Origin of the sequence: Pseudomonas sp. 09C 129 (genome assembly GCF_002843625.1) — a bacterium.
GTDB lineage: Bacteria > Pseudomonadota > Gammaproteobacteria > Pseudomonadales > Pseudomonadaceae > Aquipseudomonas > Aquipseudomonas chlororaphis.
This window is the reverse complement of record NZ_CP025261.1, coordinates 1,228,968-1,245,594: the sequence shown is the minus strand read 5'-3', so window position 1 is coordinate 1,245,594 and position 16,627 is coordinate 1,228,968. Positions and strand designations below refer to the sequence as shown.

Here is a 16,627-nt window from a genome sequence, read left to right as displayed (position 1 = left end):
TCAACCCTGATTGAGCAATTGACGCAAGTCGATGACAGCCGCGTTGGCGCGGGAAATATAGTTGGCCATGACCAGCGAGTGGTTGGCCAGCACGCCGAAGCCACTGCCGTTGAGAATCATCGGGCTCCAGATCGGCTCCTGGGACGCTTCCAGTTCACGGATGATCTGGCGCACGCTGACAGTGGCGTTCTTCTTGGCCAGCACGTCGGCGAAGTCGACCTCGATGGCACGCAGCAGGTGCGACAGGGCCCAGGCCTGGCCGCGCGCTTCATAGAACACGTTGTCGATCTGCATCCAAGGAGTTTCCACCACCTCTTCGTCGACCTGCGGCGACTGGCCCGGCGCCGGGGTTTCGGTTTTCAGCGCGGTGTTGAGCTTGACCCGGCCGACGCTGGCCGACAGGCGCTGGGACAACGAACCCAGGCGGGTCCCGACATCACCCAGCCAGTTGTTCAGGTTGTCGGCACGGGCGTAGAACAGCGCGCTCTTCTGGTTCGGATCGGACAGGCGTGCCTGGTAGCGGCTCAGGGAGTTGATGCCTTCCTGGTACTCGGACTCGCTGGACGGCAGCACCCAGCTCTTGTTGTCGAAGTTGAAGCGCGGCTCGGCCTTGGCCAGGTCGGCGTCCTCGGCGGACTGCGACTGGGAACGGGCGAAGTCCTTGCGCAGGGCCCGGGTCAGGTCGCGGACCTGCACCAGCACGCCGTATTCCCAGCTCGGCATGTTGTCCATCCACAGGCCCGGCGGGAAACGGTCGTTGGAGATATAGCCACCCGGCTTGTTCAGCAGGGTGCCGGCCACGGTCTTGAGGGTTTCCACCGTGGTGTAGCCCACGACCATCTGCTTGCCTTCCTTCTCGGCGGCAATTTGCGCGCCTTGCTGGACGGGGAACAGCGACGGTTCCTGGCTCCAGTACCAGCCCAGGGCACCGGCCACCAGCAGGTACAAGGCCACCAGGGTGCCCAGGGCGCGGCTGAACAGCAGGCCACCAAAGTAGCTGCGTGTCGCCGACTTGGGTTCGGCAGCACGATCCGGCGCGCTGCCCGCGCGGTTCTTCCAGTCCAGCATGGCTATATCCTTTCAATCACTTGGGTTCATCGGTTCGACCACAACCCTACTCCATCGTGCCTCGAACCGAGCGGATTAAAAATCATCCGCCGCGCAAGGCGCCACATGCCGGGTGTACATCGAGCGGCCACTATAAATGAAGCACAGTTCAGAACCTATGCGACCAGTCGGTCGGGAACTGAATAAGGTCGCGTTGCAGATTGTTGACGTACGACACTCGTACAATCCATAAGAGGTGCTAGCATAGAGCCACCAGTCGATCTCAGCATGCACCCTAACTAGTAGTCAGGATATGACCGAGCCAGAAGACCCCAGCCGTGAGCGCCTCAAGCACCACTTTGCCCAGCGGGTAATTCACCAGGCGCGTCAGATCCTCGAGATATGGCAGCGCCTGCAGCGCAGCGAATGGTCGACAGCCGACATGTCCGAACTCAGCGAGGCCAACCTGCGCCTGCTGCGTTTCGCCGAACGTTTCGAACAACCCGAACATACCCAGCTGGCGCGCAGCATCAGCGACTCGCTGGAAGCGGTGGACGCCAACCGCGGGCGCCTGAGCAGCGGCCTGATCACCGACCTCAACCGCCTGATGCAACGCCTGTCGCGCACCGGCCTGCGCCATGGCGACCAGTTGGAGCAGACCTTCCTGCCGCCCCTGCGCAAGCCGATCTACGTGATGCTGCAAGACCACGATCGCGGCGAGCGCCTGGCCAAGCAGCTGGAATTCTTCGGCCTCAGCGCCCAGTCCCTGGACAGCATCGCCGCGTTCCGCTCCTCGATGGTCGAGCGCTTGCCGGCGGCGATCGTCATCGACGTCGACTTCTGCGGCAACGGCATGGGCCTGCAACTGGCCGCCGAAGCCCAGGAAGGCCTGGAGCAGAAGCTGCCCCTGCTGTTCTTCAGCCTCCACGAAACCGACACCCCGACCCGCCTGGCCGCCGTGCGCGCCGGCGGCCAGGAGTTCCTCACCGGCACCCTGGAAGCCTCGAGCCTGCTGGAGAAGATCGAGATCCTCACCTGCGTCGCCCAGTACGAACCTTATAAAGTGCTGATCATCGACGACTCCCGCGCCCAGGCCCTGCACACCGAGCGCCTGCTCAACAGCGCCGGGATCATTACCCGGACGCTGATCGAACCGATCCAGGCCATGGCCGAACTGGCCGACTTCCAGCCGGACCTGATCATCCTCGACATGTACATGCCGGCCTGTACCGGCACCGAGCTGGCCAAGGTAATCCGCCATAACGACCGTTATGTCAGCGTGCCGATCATCTACCTGTCGGCCGAAGACGACCTGGACAAGCAGCTGGACGCCATGAGCGAAGGCGGCGACGACTTCCTGACCAAGCCGATCAAGCCGCGCCACCTGATCACCACCGTGCGCAACCGCGCCGCCCGCGCGCGCAACCTCAAGGCGCGCATGGTCCGCGACAGCCTGACCGGGCTGTACAACCACACCCATATCCTGCAACTGCTCGAAGACTGCAGCTTCCGCGCGCGCCGCGAAAACAAGCCGCTGAGCTTCGCCATGCTCGACATCGACCACTTCAAGCGGGTCAACGACAGCCACGGCCACCCCATGGGCGACCGGGTGATCAAGAGCCTGGCGCTGTTTCTCAAGCAACGCCTGCGCAAGACCGACTTCATCGGCCGCTACGGTGGCGAAGAATTCGCCATCGTCATGCCCGACACCGACCTGGAAGCGGCCTGCAAGGTGCTGGATGAAATCCGCCAGCGCTTTGCCGAAATCCATTACCCGGCCCAGCCCCAGGACCTGTGGTGCACCTTCAGCGCCGGAGTGGTTGAACTGCGGGAAGACTCCGACAGCCTGATGATGGCCAGCCAGGCCGACGAAGCGCTCTACCGTGCCAAGGACAGCGGGCGCAACCGGGTCCAGGCAGCGCGCCATCAAAGCGCCACTTTTTCACCGGAATCCACCGATTCGGTCATAACCCTGTAATACAAACGCAATAAGTTCAGGCGCTTACCATTCAAGTCGTTGGTAGGACGCGATGCGCCTGAAGCTGCTGACCAATCTCAATACCCTGCTATTAGTTGCCGTTTGCCTGGCCCTGGGCGCAACGCTCTGGTGGTCGCAACGCGCCCTCGAACGCCCCTACCTATTGATGGAGCGCTACCTGGGGCTGTCCCAGCAGTTCCAGAACCAGGTGGCGCGCAACATCGAGGACTACCTGGCCAGCGGCGACGCCCTGCGCCTGAGCAGCGCCAGCCAGGCCATCGAAACCCAGCAGGCCCAGCTCGACGAACTGCCCTCGGAACTGGCGCAAAGCCTGCGCCCGAGCCTGTCGGGCCTGGCCGAGTTCAGCAAGACCGACCTGCTGGCCGCCGGCAAACTGGCCGGCGATCCGCAAGCGCTGCTGCTGCAGGCCGAGCGCGAGCTGGGGGCCAGCCTCGAACAACTGAGCCAGTACGCGACCGGGGCGGCCAGCAATCCGAGCGCCGCGACCTACCTGCCGTTGCTGCTGACCGCCTCCCAGCACCTGGGCAAGCTGTCCCTGGCCCGCGACAAACTGGTGAGCAGCGGCCGCAGCGAACTGGCCGCCGATGTCGAGCGCGAAGTGAGCAACATGCGCGCCCAGGCCGAGCAGCTGGAAACCCTGCCGTTGCTGGGTGTCGCGGCCAGCAATGCGTCGAACACCGATGACTTCGCGGCCATGATGGGCCTGGAGAACACTGAGAAGGCCGCCGTCGAAGACGCCGGCATCGGCCTCAAGCGCGAACTCAACAGCCTGCTCGGCCGCTACCCCGCCGAGCTGAACCGCACCCGCGAACAGATCCAGAAACGCGCCGACCTCAGCGCCGCCACCCACCTGAAAATCACCGCCGTGCAGCAGGCCATCGCCGAACTGGAACCGGTCGTGCGCGCCCAGCACGGGCAGATCCAGGGCGAAGTGCGGCTGATGCAGGGCCTGATGATCGGCCTGATCCTGCTGATCGCCCTGCTGATCGACACCTTGCAGCGTCGGCTGGCACGGGTCCTGACCAATCTGGCGCCGGCCCTGTCGACCTGGGCCGAAGGCGACTTCAGCCGCGACATCCAGCTGGGCCGGACCAACCGCGAACTGCACGACATCGAAGAATCCCTGAACCGCCTTCGCGCCTACCTGGTGGACCTGGTGGGCACCATCCGGCAGAACGCCGAACAGGTCGCCGGCAGCAGCCGCGCCCTGGCGGAACTGAGCAGTGGCCTGCACGGCGGGGCCGAGCGCCAGGCCGGCGACACCGCGCAGATCCGCGACGCCCTGGGCGAGCTGGAAGCGACCATCCAGCAAGTCGCCGGCGATGCCAGCCAGGCCGCCGATGCCAGCCGCAGTGCCGGAATGGCGGTGGAACAGGGGCAGAAAGTGATCGGCCTGAGCCTGACCGGGTTGCATGCCCTGGTCGGCGAAGTACAAGGCAATGCGCAGATGATCGAACAACTGGCCGAGGAGTCGGCGACCATCGGCGGCGTACTCACGGTGATCCGCTCCATCGCCGACCAGACCAACCTGCTGGCCCTGAACGCCGCCATCGAAGCCGCGCGAGCCGGGGAAATGGGCCGCGGTTTTGCCGTGGTCGCCGAAGAAGTGCGCTCCCTGGCCCAACGCACGGCGGGTGCCACCGCCGAGATCCAGACCCTGATCGCCGGCCTGCAGGCCGCCGCCCGGCAATCGGTGGAAGGCATGCGCGCCCAGGTCGAACATGCCGAAGCCACGGCCAGCCAGGCCCAGGCCGCCGACGGTGCGCTGGATGAAATCGTCGGGGCGATCCAGACCATTTCCGATACCGCCATCCGCATCGCCGATGTCACGGCCCAGCAAAGCGGCGCCGTCAGCGAAATCCGCGACCACAGCGAGCGCATCCATCAATTGGGCGGGGATAACCTGCAACGCATCGGCGAAGGCCGCGAACAAGGCGAGAACCTGCTGGCCCTGGGCGGCCAGCTGCACACGGCGGTGCAGGCATTCCGCGTCTAGCCCTATAGTCCTGTAGCCGCTGCCGAGCCTGCGAGGCTGCGATCGAGGACGCAGTCCTCGCAAAACCGGCCTATGCAGGTTGCCTGAAAGAACGCGGTCGCAGGCTCGGCAGCGGCTACGGGGCGCATACGCATACCCCACCGCTCTCCGCTATCATGCGCACACCTTCGATTCGCGAGATTGCCATGCGTCGCCTGCTTTGCCTGATGCTGTTTGTGCTTGCCCTGCCGGCGAACGCCGCCGGGTTGCTGGACAGCCGCCCCAGTTCGACCCTGGGTTCGATCAACAACAGCGCCGACTTCCTGCCGGTGCGCGAAGCGTTCCAACTGAGCCTGCTGCAAAGCACGCCGCAGTCGATCAAGCTGCGTTTCGTCGCCACCGAGGGTTACTACCTCTATCGCCACCGCTTCCAGTTCCGCGCCGAGCCCGCCGATATCACCCTGGGTGCCGCCCAACTGCCCAAGGGCGAACAGAAACACGATGAGTTTTTCGGCGACGTCGAGGTCTACCACGGCATTGTCGATGTCGAACTGCCGCGCAGCGCCACGGACCAACGGGGCTTCACCCTGGCCGTGACCTACCAGGGCTGCGCCGACAAGGGCCTGTGTTATCCACCGGAAACCGAGCGTTTGCAGATCGATGGCGCGGCCTCCTCGGCAAATGCCTCAAGTGCCGGCGGCCCCGCTACCGACAATGGGAAAACCGCCTGGAGCTGGCGCGAACTGGCGCTGTTCTTCCTGGCCGGCATCGGCCTGACCTTCACCCCCTGCGTCCTGCCAATGCTGCCGATCCTGTCCGGCGTGGTCCTCAAGGGCCAGGTCGGCGGCTGGCGCGGCTTCAATCTGTCGCTCGCCTACGTGTTGCCGATGGCCGCCTGTTTCGCCCTGCTCGGCGCCTTGATGGGGCTGTTCGGCGCCCAGCTCAATTTGCAGGCACGCCTGCAATCGGCCTGGGTGCTGGTGCCCTTTGCGTTGTTCTTCGTCGTGTTCGCCCTGGCGATGTTCGATGTCTTCGAACTCAAGCTTCCGCGCTTTATCAGCCAGCGCCTGGAACGCATCGCCGGGCGTACCGAGGGTGGTTCGCTGTGGGGCGCGGCGATTCTCGGGGTGGTGTCCAGCCTGCTGGTATCGCCCTGCGTTTCGGCGCCGCTGGCAGGCGCCCTGCTGTATATCAGCGCCAGCGGCGACGCCCTGGGCGGTGCCCTGAAACTGTTCGCCCTGGGCCTGGGCATGGGCGCGCCGCTGTTGCTGGTGGCCACCGGCGGCGCGGCCTGGCTGCCGAAAAGCGGGCCATGGCTGGTCTACGTGAAAAACGCCATTGGCGTGCTGTTGCTCGGCCTGGCGATCGGCCTGCTGAGCCGGGTCTTGCCGGGCCAGATCAGCCTGTTGCTGATTGGCGCGCTGGCGGCCGGCGTCGGCCTGTTTCTCGGTGCCCTGGAGTTTGTCTACAAGGCACCGCGCGCGCGCCTGGCGCAGCTGGGCGGGCTGTTCCTGCTGTTTTATGCCCTGGCCTGCTGGTACGGCGCATTCAGCGGCCAGACCGACCCGCTCAGCCCGCTCGCCCGCCCACCGGTCGCGGCCACCAGCAACAGCGCCGGACAAACCAGCGCCGGCCAGTGGCAGACCATCACCACCCCCGGTGAGCTGGAGCAGGCCCTGGCCGATGCCCGGAATGCCGGTACCCCGCTGCTCCTCGACTGGTACGCCGACTGGTGCATCAGTTGCAAAGTCATCGAACGCGAGGTGCTCAACGACCGCCAGGTCGTCGAACGCCTGCAGGGCTACCGCCTGGTGCGCTTCGATATCACCGCCAGCAACCGCGAACAGCGCGCCCTGCTGGACCGCTACCAACTGTTCGGCCCGCCGGCGCTGATGTTCTTCGGCAAAGATGGCGTCGAACGTGCCGATGTGCGTGTGGTCGGCGAAATCAGCGCCGCGGACTTCGCTGAACGCATTGCTGCAGCAAATGACCGGATTTAGTCAGTTGGTCACATATTTTAGGTAAACATCGGTCATCGTGCTGCCTATTGCAGAGAACTGGACAGTCACAAAGGCTTTGCGGCATAGTCGCCGGGTTCTGATAACCGCACATTCCAATCACTGCGCAATAACAAGGAACGGCAGATGGCGACCCTACTGGTTCTTCACGGACCCAACCTGAACCTGCTCGGCACCCGTGAACCGGGGGTCTACGGTGCAGTCACCCTGGCTGAGATCAATCAGGACCTGGAACGCCGGGCCCGCGAGGCCGGCCACCATTTGCTCTACCTGCAAAGCAACGCCGAGTACGAATTGATCGACCGTATCCACGCCGCCCGCGATGAAGGCGTGGACTTCATTCTGATCAATCCAGCAGCTTTTACGCATACAAGCGTCGCATTACGTGACGCGCTGCTGGCGGTGAGCATCCCATTCATCGAAGTGCATTTGTCTAACGTGCACAAACGCGAACCTTTCCGCCATCACTCCTACTTCTCCGACGTTGCGGTGGGAGTGATCTGCGGCCTTGGCGCCAGCGGTTACCGACTGGCCCTGGAGGCCGCACTAGAGCAGCTTGAACAACAAGCTAAACGCCCCTGACCGACCCTTGGGAGTTGATGATTCATGGATATCCGTAAAGTTAAGAAACTGATCGAACTGCTGGAAGAATCCGGCATCGACGAGCTCGAGATCAAGGAAGGCGAAGAGTCCGTACGCATCAGCCGCCACAGCAAGACTCCAGCCCAGCAGTACTACGCACCGGCACCGATGGCTGCTCCAGTTGCCGCGCCTGCTGCTGCCGCTCCGGCCGCCGCTGCCGCACCAGCAGCTCCAGCTGCCCCAGCGCTGAACGGCACCGTTGCCCGTTCGCCGATGGTCGGCACCTTCTACCGCAAATCCTCGCCAACCTCGCCAGCCTTCGTTGAAGTCGGCCAGAGCGTGAAGAAAGGCGACACCCTGTGCATCGTCGAAGCCATGAAGATGATGAACCACATCGAAGCTGAAACCAGCGGTGTGATCGAATCCATCCTCGTCGAAGACGGCCAGCCGGTTGAGTACGACCAACCGCTGTTCACCATCGTTTGAACCGCGGAGAGCCAACGATGTCTGCGAAGTTGGAAAAAGTTCTGATCGCCAACCGCGGTGAAATCGCCCTGCGGATTCTGCGTGCCTGCAAAGAGATGGGTATCAAGACCGTCGCCGTTTACTCCAAGGCCGACAAGGAACTGATGCACCTGGGTCTGGCGGACGAATCCGTCTGCATCGGCCCGGCCTCCGCCGCGCACTCCTACCTGCACATTCCGGCGATCATCGCGGCCGCCGAAGTGACCGGCGCCACCGCCATTCACCCAGGCTACGGCTTCCTCGCGGAAAACGCCGACTTCGCCGAGCAGGTCGAGAACTCCGGCTTCGCCTTCATCGGCCCGAAAGCCGAGACCATTCGCCTGATGGGCGACAAGGTATCGGCCAAGCACGCCATGATCGCTGCCGGCGTACCTACGGTTCCCGGTTCCGACGGCCCGCTGCCGGAAGACGAAGAAACCGCGCTGCGCATCGGCCGTGAAGTCGGCTACCCGGTGATCATCAAGGCCGCTGGCGGCGGCGGTGGTCGCGGCATGCGCGTGGTGCATAAAGAAGAAGACCTGATCTCCTCGGCCAAGCTGACCCGCTCCGAAGCGGGCGCGGCGTTCGGCAACCCGATGGTCTACCTGGAGAAGTTCCTGACCAACCCACGTCACGTGGAAGTCCAGGTGCTGTCCGACGGCCAAGGCAACGCGATCCACCTGGGCGACCGTGACTGCTCCCTGCAGCGTCGCCACCAGAAGGTGCTTGAAGAAGCGCCGGCTCCGGGCATCGACGAAACCGCGCGCCAGGAAGTCTTCGCCCGCTGCGTCAAGGCGTGCATCGACATCGGCTACCGCGGCGCCGGCACCTTCGAGTTCCTGTACGAGAACGGCCGTTTCTACTTCATCGAGATGAACACTCGCGTGCAGGTAGAGCACCCGGTATCGGAAATGGTCACTGGCGTCGACATCGTCAAGGAGATGCTGAGCATCGCCGCTGGCAACAAGCTGTCGATCTCCCAGAAGGACGTGGTCATTCGTGGCCATGCACTGGAATGCCGGATCAACGCCGAAGACCCGAAAACCTTCATGCCAAGCCCAGGCACGGTCAAGCATTTCCATGCTCCGGGCGGCAATGGCGTACGCGTCGACTCGCACCTGTACAGCGGTTACGCGGTTCCACCGAACTACGACTCGTTGATCGGCAAGCTGATCACTTACGGGGCAACCCGTGAAGAAGCCATGGCGCGCATGCGCAATGCGCTGGACGAAATCGTGGTCGACGGGATCAAGACCAACATCCCGCTGCACCGCGACCTGACCCGTGACGAAGGCTTCTGCAAAGGTGGCGTGAACATTCACTACCTGGAGCACAAGCTGGCCGGTCAACACTGATCGACACCGCACCAGAACGACAAGGCCGCTTTCGAGCGGCCTTGTCGTTTCTGCCCCCTTGTAGGAGCGAGCCTGCTCGCGATAGGGCCATCAGCGACAGCGCGCATTTTCCTGGTGTTATGCGGCGCCCTTGCAGGCATCGCGAGCAAGCTCGCCCCTACAGAGAGGCGGTGCGGGCAAGTGGAAATGGTGCCTGGCGTGTCGTCTTCTGCGCCTCGCTCGCGTAAACTTGCGCGCTTCTCGCAGCCCGCTAGGCTGCACATTACATATTTCAAAGGTGCCCGCCATGCCTTGGCTGCAAGTCCGTCTCGCCATCAGCCCAGAACAAGCCGAAACCTACGAAGACGCTTTTCTCGAAGTCGGCGCCGTTTCGGTGACCTTCATGGACGCCGAGGATCAGCCGATCTTCGAACCGGAACTCAACACCACCCCGCTGTGGAACCACACTCACCTGCTGGCCCTGTTCGAAGACGGCACCGAGGCCGCCAGCGTGCTGGCCCACCTTGAGCTGCTGACCGGCAGCCCGCTGCCCGAACATCACAGCGAAGTGATCGAAGACCAGGACTGGGAACGCAGCTGGATGGACAACTTTCAGCCGATGCGTTTCGGCCAGCGCCTGTGGATCGTCCCGAGCTGGCACGCCGCTCCCGAGCCGGACGCGGTCAACCTGCTGCTCGATCCGGGCCTGGCCTTCGGCACCGGCACGCACCCGACCACCGCCCTGTGCCTGGAATGGCTCGACGGTCAGGACCTGAAAGGCTGCAACGTGCTGGACTTCGGTTGCGGTTCCGGGATCCTGGCGATCGCCGCCCTGCTGCTGGGCGCCAAACAGGCGGTGGGCACCGACATCGACGTGCAGGCCCTGGAAGCCTCCCGCGACAACGCCGGGCGCAACAACATCGCCGAAGCGCTGTTCCCGCTCTATCTGCCGCAAGACCTGCCGCAGGTCCAGGCGGACGTGCTGGTCGCCAACATTCTTGCTGGCCCGCTGGTTGCCCTGGCGCCGCAGTTGTCCAGCCTGGTCAAGAGCGGCGGACGCCTGGCGCTGTCGGGCATCCTCGCCGAACAGGGTGAAGAAGTCGCTGCCGCCTACGCCCGGGACTTCGACCTGGATCCGATCGCCAACCTCGATGGCTGGGTACGCATCACCGGCCGTCGGCGCTAGAATGGCCGCCTGTATAAACCGGATCGCCGCATGACCGACAGTTTCGTCACCCAGTGTCCGCATTGCCAAACCAGCTTCCGCGTCAGCCACGCCCAGTTGAGCGTGGCCCGGGGCGTGGTGCGCTGCGGCTCGTGCCTGCAGGTGTTCAACGCCGCACGGCAGTTGCTTGAGCAACGCGCTGGCAAGGACGCTGTCGTCACACCTCCCGCACCGACGGCCCCTGCTGAACCGCTGACCCCGCCGCCACCGCGCGCCATCAGCCAGAAGCAGTGGAGCGCCACCGAGCTCGACCTGGACAGCCTCGACCTGGACGAGGAACTGGCCAAGCTCGAACAGCGGGAAATCCAGCCGACCAAGGCCTTCGGCCAGGAACGCGCCTCCAGGGAAGACGCCCTCAGCGCCCGCCGCGACCAGCCGGATGCCGAAGAGGAACACTGGCCCGACAGCCTGTTCAGCCAGCCACCAGGCACCAGCGGCGACCTGAACGAAAAACCTGAACAGCCGCCCGTCGACGCCGGCCGCTCCGGGCGTACCGAACCGTCGCTGTCCTTCAACCTGGACGATCTGGAAGACGAACCCAAGGCGCCCTCCCTGCTCCTGGACGACGACCTGGAGCCCACGCCAGCGCACGGCTCCCTGAAGGCCGACGAGCCCGATGAGATCGAGCCGCCAGCCAGCCCGGCGCCACGCAACAAGCGCGGGCGCGCCGAGCCCGAGGCGCCGGACGCCGTGCTGCTGGACCTGGAAGACGACCCGATCCAGCTGGACTGGCAAAAGCGCCGCTCGCCCTGGGGCCGCCGCCTGCTCTGGAGCCTGTTGATCCTGCTGGCCGCCGCCGGCCTGGCGGGCCAGTACATCGCCTATCACTTCGACGAACTGGCGCGCCAGGACCAGTACCGCCCCTGGTTCCAGCAGTTTTGCCCGGAACTGGGCTGCACGGTGCCCTCGAAGGTCGATATCGGCCGCATCAAAAGCAGCAACCTGGTGGTGCGCAGCCACCCGGACTTCAGCGGCGCCCTGGTGGTGGATGCGATCATCTACAACCGCGCGCCGTTCTCCCAGCCCTTCCCGCTGCTGGAACTGCGTTTCGCCGACCTCAACGGCCATCTGATCGCCAGTCGTCGCTTCAAACCCGGCGAATACGTCAAGGGTGAGCTCGAAGGGGTGTCGGAGATGCCGCCGCAGACACCGATCCATATCGCGCTGGACATCCTCGATCCGGGCCCCAAGGCCGTCAACTACAGCCTGAGCTTTCACTCGCCCGAGTAAGGCGCGCCATCCGAGCAAAGGCCGCCCGGGATTGACGGCGGTTTTCTGACTGCTGCCCAGCGGACCAAACCGTTGGCAATAACAGAATAACTGTTCAGATTTTATCCAATTCAGCCTTTATCCAGTCATCGAGAGCGGGTATCATGCCAACCCTTTTTCGAACTCTCATGATCCGGCCCCACAACAGGGAAGTCCTATGTCGGCGGTACGCATCGGCCCATATACATTGCACAACGGCTTGATTCTCGCCCCCATGGCGGGCGTCACCGACCAGCCCTTTCGTCAGCTTTGCAAGCGGCTGGGTGCAGGCCTTGTAGTCTCGGAAATGGTCACCAGCGACATGAGTTTGTGGAACAGTCGCAAATCGCGCCTGCGCATGATCCACGAGGGCGATCCCGAGCCGCGCTCGGTACAGATCGCCGGTGGCGATGCACAGATGCTGGCGGATGCCGCCCGCGCCAACGTCGAGTTGGGCGCACAGATTATTGATATCAACATGGGTTGCCCGGCGAAGAAGGTCTGCAACAAGGCCGCCGGCTCCGCGTTACTGAAAGATGAAGATCTGGTGAACGAGATCCTGCAGGCCGTGGTGGCCGCAGTCGATGTGCCGGTCACCCTGAAGATCCGTACCGGCTGGGACCGGGCGAACAAGAACGGCCTGACGGTGGCGAAGATCGCCGAACAGGCAGGCATCACGGCATTGGCGGTCCATGGCCGGACCCGGGCCGACCTGTACACGGGCGTTGCCGAGTACGACACCATCGCTGCGATCAAGCAGGCGGTGTCGATCCCGGTCTTCGCCAACGGCGATATCGACTCGCCCGAGAAGGCCCGCTACGTCCTCGACGCTACCGGTGCCGACGGGCTGTTGATTGGCCGGGCCGCTCAGGGGCGGCCATGGATTTTTCGTGAAATCGAACATTTTCTGCGTACCGGTCAAACCCTGCCGGCACCTGAACTGTTCGAAGTGGAACGTATTCTGCTTGAGCATCTGGCCGCGCTGCATGCCTTCTATGGCGATGTCATGGGCGTACGCATTGCTCGCAAGCATGTGGGCTGGTATCTCGCAACTCTGCCGGGCGCCAGGGAGTTTCGCGCCCACTTCAATCGTTTGGAAGATACGGAAGCACAGTGCGCCAACGTTCGTGAGTTCTTTGCCGAGCGTTACAAGAGCCTGGTGACAGGGGACGGAGAAGGGGTGGCCGCATGACGATGATGACCGAGACTTTAGTGAGTGGAACAGCACCCGTGAGCGACAACGTGAATTTGAAACAGCACCTCAATACGCCGAGCGAAGAAGGCCAGACCCTTCGCGGGAGTGTCGAGAAGGCGCTGCACAATTATTTCGCCCACCTTGAGGGCGCGGCCGTCACGGACGTGTACAACCTGGTGCTCTCCGAAGTCGAGGCTCCTTTGCTCGAAAGCGTGATGAACTACGTCAAGGGCAACCAGACCAAGGCCAGCGAGCTGCTCGGTCTGAACCGCGGCACCCTGCGCAAGAAACTCAAGCAGTACGATTTGCTGTAAGCATTCAATCAAACCAGAAAGGCGCCCGCGTAAAACCGGTCGCCTTTTTTGCTGACTCCTTTGCTTTTGATGGAAATTGAGATGACCGACCAGACTACCCGCCTGCCGATCCGCCGCGCCTTGATCAGTGTTTCCGACAAGACCGGGATCCTCGAATTCGCCAAGGAGCTGGAAGCCCTGGGCGTGGAGATCCTCTCCACCGGCGGGACCTTCAAACTGCTGCAGGACAACGGCGTGGCCGCAGTGGAAGTCGCGGATTACACCGGTTTCGCGGAAATGATGGACGGCCGGGTGAAGACCCTGCACCCGAAAATCCACGGCGGTATCCTCGGTCGTCGCGGTATCGACGACGCCATCATGAACGAGCACGGCATCAAGCCGATCGACCTGGTAGCGGTCAACCTCTATCCGTTCGAAGCCACCATCTCCAAGCCGGGCTGCGACCTGCCGACCGCCATCGAGAACATCGACATCGGTGGCCCGACCATGGTCCGCTCGGCGGCCAAGAACCACAAAGACGTGGCCATCGTGGTCAACGCCAGCGACTACGGCCAGGTGCTGGAAAGCCTCAAGGCCGGCGGCCTGACCTACGCCCAGCGTTTCGACCTGATGCTCAAGGCCTTCGAACACACCGCGGCCTATGACGGCATGATCGCCAACTACATGGGCACCGTGAACCAGGCGGCCGAAACCCTGACCACCGAAGGTCGCAGCGAATTCCCGCGCACCTTCAACAGCCAGTTCATCAAGGCCCAGGAAATGCGCTACGGCGAGAACCCGCACCAGAGCGCGGCGTTCTACGTGGAAGCCAAGCCTGCCGAAGTCGGCATCGCCACCGCCACCCAGCTGCAAGGCAAGGAACTGTCGTACAACAACGTGGCCGACACCGACGCCGCGCTGGAATGCGTGAAGAGCTTCGTCAAGCCGGCCTGTGTGATCGTCAAGCACGCCAACCCGTGCGGCGTGGCCGTGAGCCCGGACGCCGAAGGCGGTATCCGCCAGGCGTACGAACTGGCCTACGCCACCGACACCGAATCGGCCTTCGGCGGCATCATCGCCTTCAACCGCGAACTGGACGCCGAGACCGCCAAGGCCATCGTCGAGCGTCAGTTCGTTGAAGTGATCATTGCCCCTTCGGTCAGCAACGAAGCCCGTGCCATCGTTGCCGCGAAAGCCAACGTGCGCCTGCTGGCCTGCGGCCAATGGTCGGCAGACCGCGTTCCGGCCTGGGACTACAAGCGCGTCAACGGTGGCCTGCTGGTGCAGAGCCGCGACATCGGCATGATCGGCGCCGACGACCTGAAAGTGGTGACCAAGCGCGCCCCGACCGAACAGGAAATCCACGACCTGATCTTCGCCTGGAAAGTGGCCAAGTTCGTCAAGTCCAACGCTATCGTCTACGCCAAGAACCGTCAGACCATCGGCGTCGGCGCCGGCCAGATGAGCCGCGTGAACTCCGCCCGTATCGCCGCGATCAAGGCTGAACACGCCGGCCTGCAAGTGCAGGGCGCGGTCATGGCGTCCGATGCGTTCTTCCCGTTCCGCGACGGCATCGACAACGCGGCCAAGGTCGGCATCACCGCGGTGATCCAGCCAGGCGGCTCGATGCGCGACAACGAAGTGATCGCCGCCGCCGACGAAGCCGGAATCGCAATGGTATTCACCGGTATGCGCCACTTCCGCCACTAACGTGGAGCGGCAAGTTTCAAGCTGCAAGCGGCAAGTAAAAGCAGACCGGAGTCGCTTTTGCTTGTGCTTGCAGTCTTCCCTAATTCAGAGCCGCACGCTGCACCCCCAGAGCGATACAGATTGCTCTCCACTTGCAGCTTGCGGCTTGTAGCTTCCTCCGAAGGAGTCTGACTTGAACGTTTTGATCATTGGTAGCGGCGGTCGTGAACACGCCCTGGCCTGGAAAGTCGCTCAAGACCCACGGGTCGAGAAAGTCTTCGTTGCCCCGGGCAACGCCGGCACCGCCATCGAAGCCAAGTGCGAGAACGTGGCCATCGACGTATTGGCCCTCGAGCAGCTGGCCGACTTTGCCGAGAAGAACGTGTCCCTGACCATCGTCGGTCCGGAAGTACCGCTGGTGGCTGGCGTGGTCGACCTGTTCCGCTCCCGTGGCCTGGATTGCTTCGGTCCGACCGCTGGCGCGGCCCAGCTGGAAGGCTCGAAAGCCTTCACCAAGGATTTCCTGGCGCGCCACAAGATCCCGACCGCCGACTACCAGAACTTCACCGAGATCGAGCCGGCCCTGGCTTATCTGCGGGAAAAAGGCGCGCCGATCGTGATCAAGGCCGACGGCCTGGCCGCCGGTAAAGGCGTGATCGTCGCCATGACCCTGAGCGAGGCCGAAGACGCCGTGCGCGACATGCTGGCCGGCAATGCCTTCGGCGACGCGGGTTCGCGTGTGGTGATCGAAGAATTCCTCGACGGCGAGGAAGCCAGCTTCATCGTCATGGTCGACGGCAAGAACGTGCTGCCCATGGCCACCAGCCAGGACCACAAGCGCGTCGGTGACGGCGACAGCGGCCCGAACACCGGCGGCATGGGGGCCTACTCCCCTGCCCCGGTGGTCACCGCCGACGTGCACCAGCGCGTGATGGACCAGGTGATCTGGCCGACCGTGCGCGGCATGGCCGACGAAGGCAACGTCTACACCGGTTTCCTGTACGCCGGCCTGATGATCGACAAGGCCGGCAACCCGAAAGTCATCGAGTTCAACTGCCGCTTTGGCGATCCGGAAACCCAACCGGTGATGCTGCGCCTGCAATCGAGCCTGGTGCTGCTGGTCGAGGCCGCCCTGGCCCAGGCGCTGGACAAGGTCGAAGCGCAATGGGATCCACGTCCGAGCCTGGGCATCGTCCTGGCCGCTGGCGGCTATCCTGGTGACTACGGCAAAGGCGCGGTGATCGAAGGCCTGGACGCGGCCGCCAAACTGGAAGGCAAAGTCTTCCACGCCGGCACCGCGCTCAAGGACGGTCAGGTGGTAACCTCCGGCGGCCGCGTGCTCTGCGCCACCGCCCTAGGCGAAAGCGTGGGTGCCGCGCAGCAGCAGGCCTACCAACTGGCAGCTAAGATCGATTGGCAAGGCTGCTTCTACCGCAAAGACATCGGTTACCGGGCCATTGCCCGCGAGCGTGGCGAAAGTCAGGAGTAATCCTGTCTTCCTGTCCGGCAAGGGCCCCA

Annotated in this window: 13 protein-coding genes; 12 read left to right on the top strand and 1 reads right to left on the bottom strand. The window is 63.7% G+C overall.

The genetic code is table 11. The features are described from left to right. The gene (locus CXQ81_RS05765) at window positions 1–1,068 is read right to left on the bottom strand and encodes a DUF2333 family protein (protein WP_053259488.1); all 1,068 of its coding nucleotides are present in this window, start codon (window positions 1,066–1,068) and stop codon (window positions 1–3) included. A 292-nt stretch (window positions 1,069–1,360) separates the two neighbouring features. On the opposite strand from CXQ81_RS05765, the gene CXQ81_RS05760 reads away from it, so the two are divergent. From CXQ81_RS05760 to purD, 12 genes are all read left to right on the top strand, one after another. After that, window positions 1,361–3,025 (top strand): PleD family two-component system response regulator, encoded by a 1,665-nt coding sequence (locus tag CXQ81_RS05760; protein WP_007921641.1) that lies wholly within the window; start codon window positions 1,361–1,363, stop codon window positions 3,023–3,025. Between the two features lie 52 nt (window positions 3,026–3,077). After that, window positions 3,078–5,042, top strand: a complete 1,965-nt coding sequence (locus CXQ81_RS05755; protein WP_101336724.1) for a methyl-accepting chemotaxis protein — start codon at window positions 3,078–3,080, stop codon at window positions 5,040–5,042. A gap of 185 nt (window positions 5,043–5,227) precedes the next feature. Further along, on the top strand, window positions 5,228–7,021 hold the full coding sequence (locus tag CXQ81_RS05750; protein ID WP_101336723.1) for a protein-disulfide reductase DsbD: 1,794 nt from the start codon (window positions 5,228–5,230) through the stop codon (window positions 7,019–7,021). A gap of 144 nt (window positions 7,022–7,165) precedes the next feature. Further along, a complete protein-coding gene (gene aroQ / locus CXQ81_RS05745; protein ID WP_007921644.1) occupies window positions 7,166–7,621 on the top strand; it encodes a type II 3-dehydroquinate dehydratase in 456 nt (151 codons plus the stop codon). 24 nt (window positions 7,622–7,645) lie between these two features. Next, the gene (gene accB / locus CXQ81_RS05740) at window positions 7,646–8,107 is read left to right on the top strand and encodes an acetyl-CoA carboxylase biotin carboxyl carrier protein (RefSeq protein ID WP_007921645.1); all 462 of its coding nucleotides are present in this window, start codon (window positions 7,646–7,648) and stop codon (window positions 8,105–8,107) included. A 17-nt stretch (window positions 8,108–8,124) separates the two neighbouring features. After that, window positions 8,125–9,480: an acetyl-CoA carboxylase biotin carboxylase subunit gene (accC, locus tag CXQ81_RS05735; protein WP_007921646.1), complete on the top strand. Its 1,356-nt coding sequence runs from the start codon at window positions 8,125–8,127 to the stop codon at window positions 9,478–9,480. A gap of 286 nt (window positions 9,481–9,766) precedes the next feature. Beyond that, on the top strand, window positions 9,767–10,645 hold the full coding sequence (gene prmA / locus CXQ81_RS05730) for a 50S ribosomal protein L11 methyltransferase (RefSeq protein WP_007921647.1): 879 nt from the start codon (window positions 9,767–9,769) through the stop codon (window positions 10,643–10,645). 30 nt (window positions 10,646–10,675) lie between these two features. Continuing rightward, window positions 10,676–11,914 (top strand): DUF3426 domain-containing protein, encoded by a 1,239-nt coding sequence (locus CXQ81_RS05725; RefSeq protein ID WP_101336722.1) that lies wholly within the window; start codon window positions 10,676–10,678, stop codon window positions 11,912–11,914. Between the two features lie 196 nt (window positions 11,915–12,110). After that, on the top strand, window positions 12,111–13,124 hold the full coding sequence (gene dusB / locus CXQ81_RS05720; RefSeq protein WP_007921649.1) for a tRNA dihydrouridine synthase DusB: 1,014 nt from the start codon (window positions 12,111–12,113) through the stop codon (window positions 13,122–13,124). Continuing rightward, on the top strand, window positions 13,121–13,441 hold the full coding sequence (gene fis / locus CXQ81_RS05715; RefSeq protein ID WP_007921650.1) for a DNA-binding transcriptional regulator Fis: 321 nt from the start codon (window positions 13,121–13,123) through the stop codon (window positions 13,439–13,441). Before dusB ends, fis begins: the two co-directional genes overlap by 4 nt. A gap of 81 nt (window positions 13,442–13,522) precedes the next feature. Beyond that, window positions 13,523–15,130, top strand: coding sequence for a bifunctional phosphoribosylaminoimidazolecarboxamide formyltransferase/IMP cyclohydrolase (gene purH / locus CXQ81_RS05710; protein WP_101336721.1), 1,608 nt, complete (start codon window positions 13,523–13,525; stop codon window positions 15,128–15,130). 172 nt (window positions 15,131–15,302) lie between these two features. Continuing rightward, window positions 15,303–16,598 carry a phosphoribosylamine--glycine ligase gene (purD, locus tag CXQ81_RS05705; RefSeq protein WP_101336720.1) on the top strand — a complete coding sequence of 432 codons (1,296 nt, stop codon included), beginning with the start codon at window positions 15,303–15,305 and terminating at the stop codon, window positions 16,596–16,598. Window positions 16,599–16,627 lie beyond the last annotated feature (29 nt).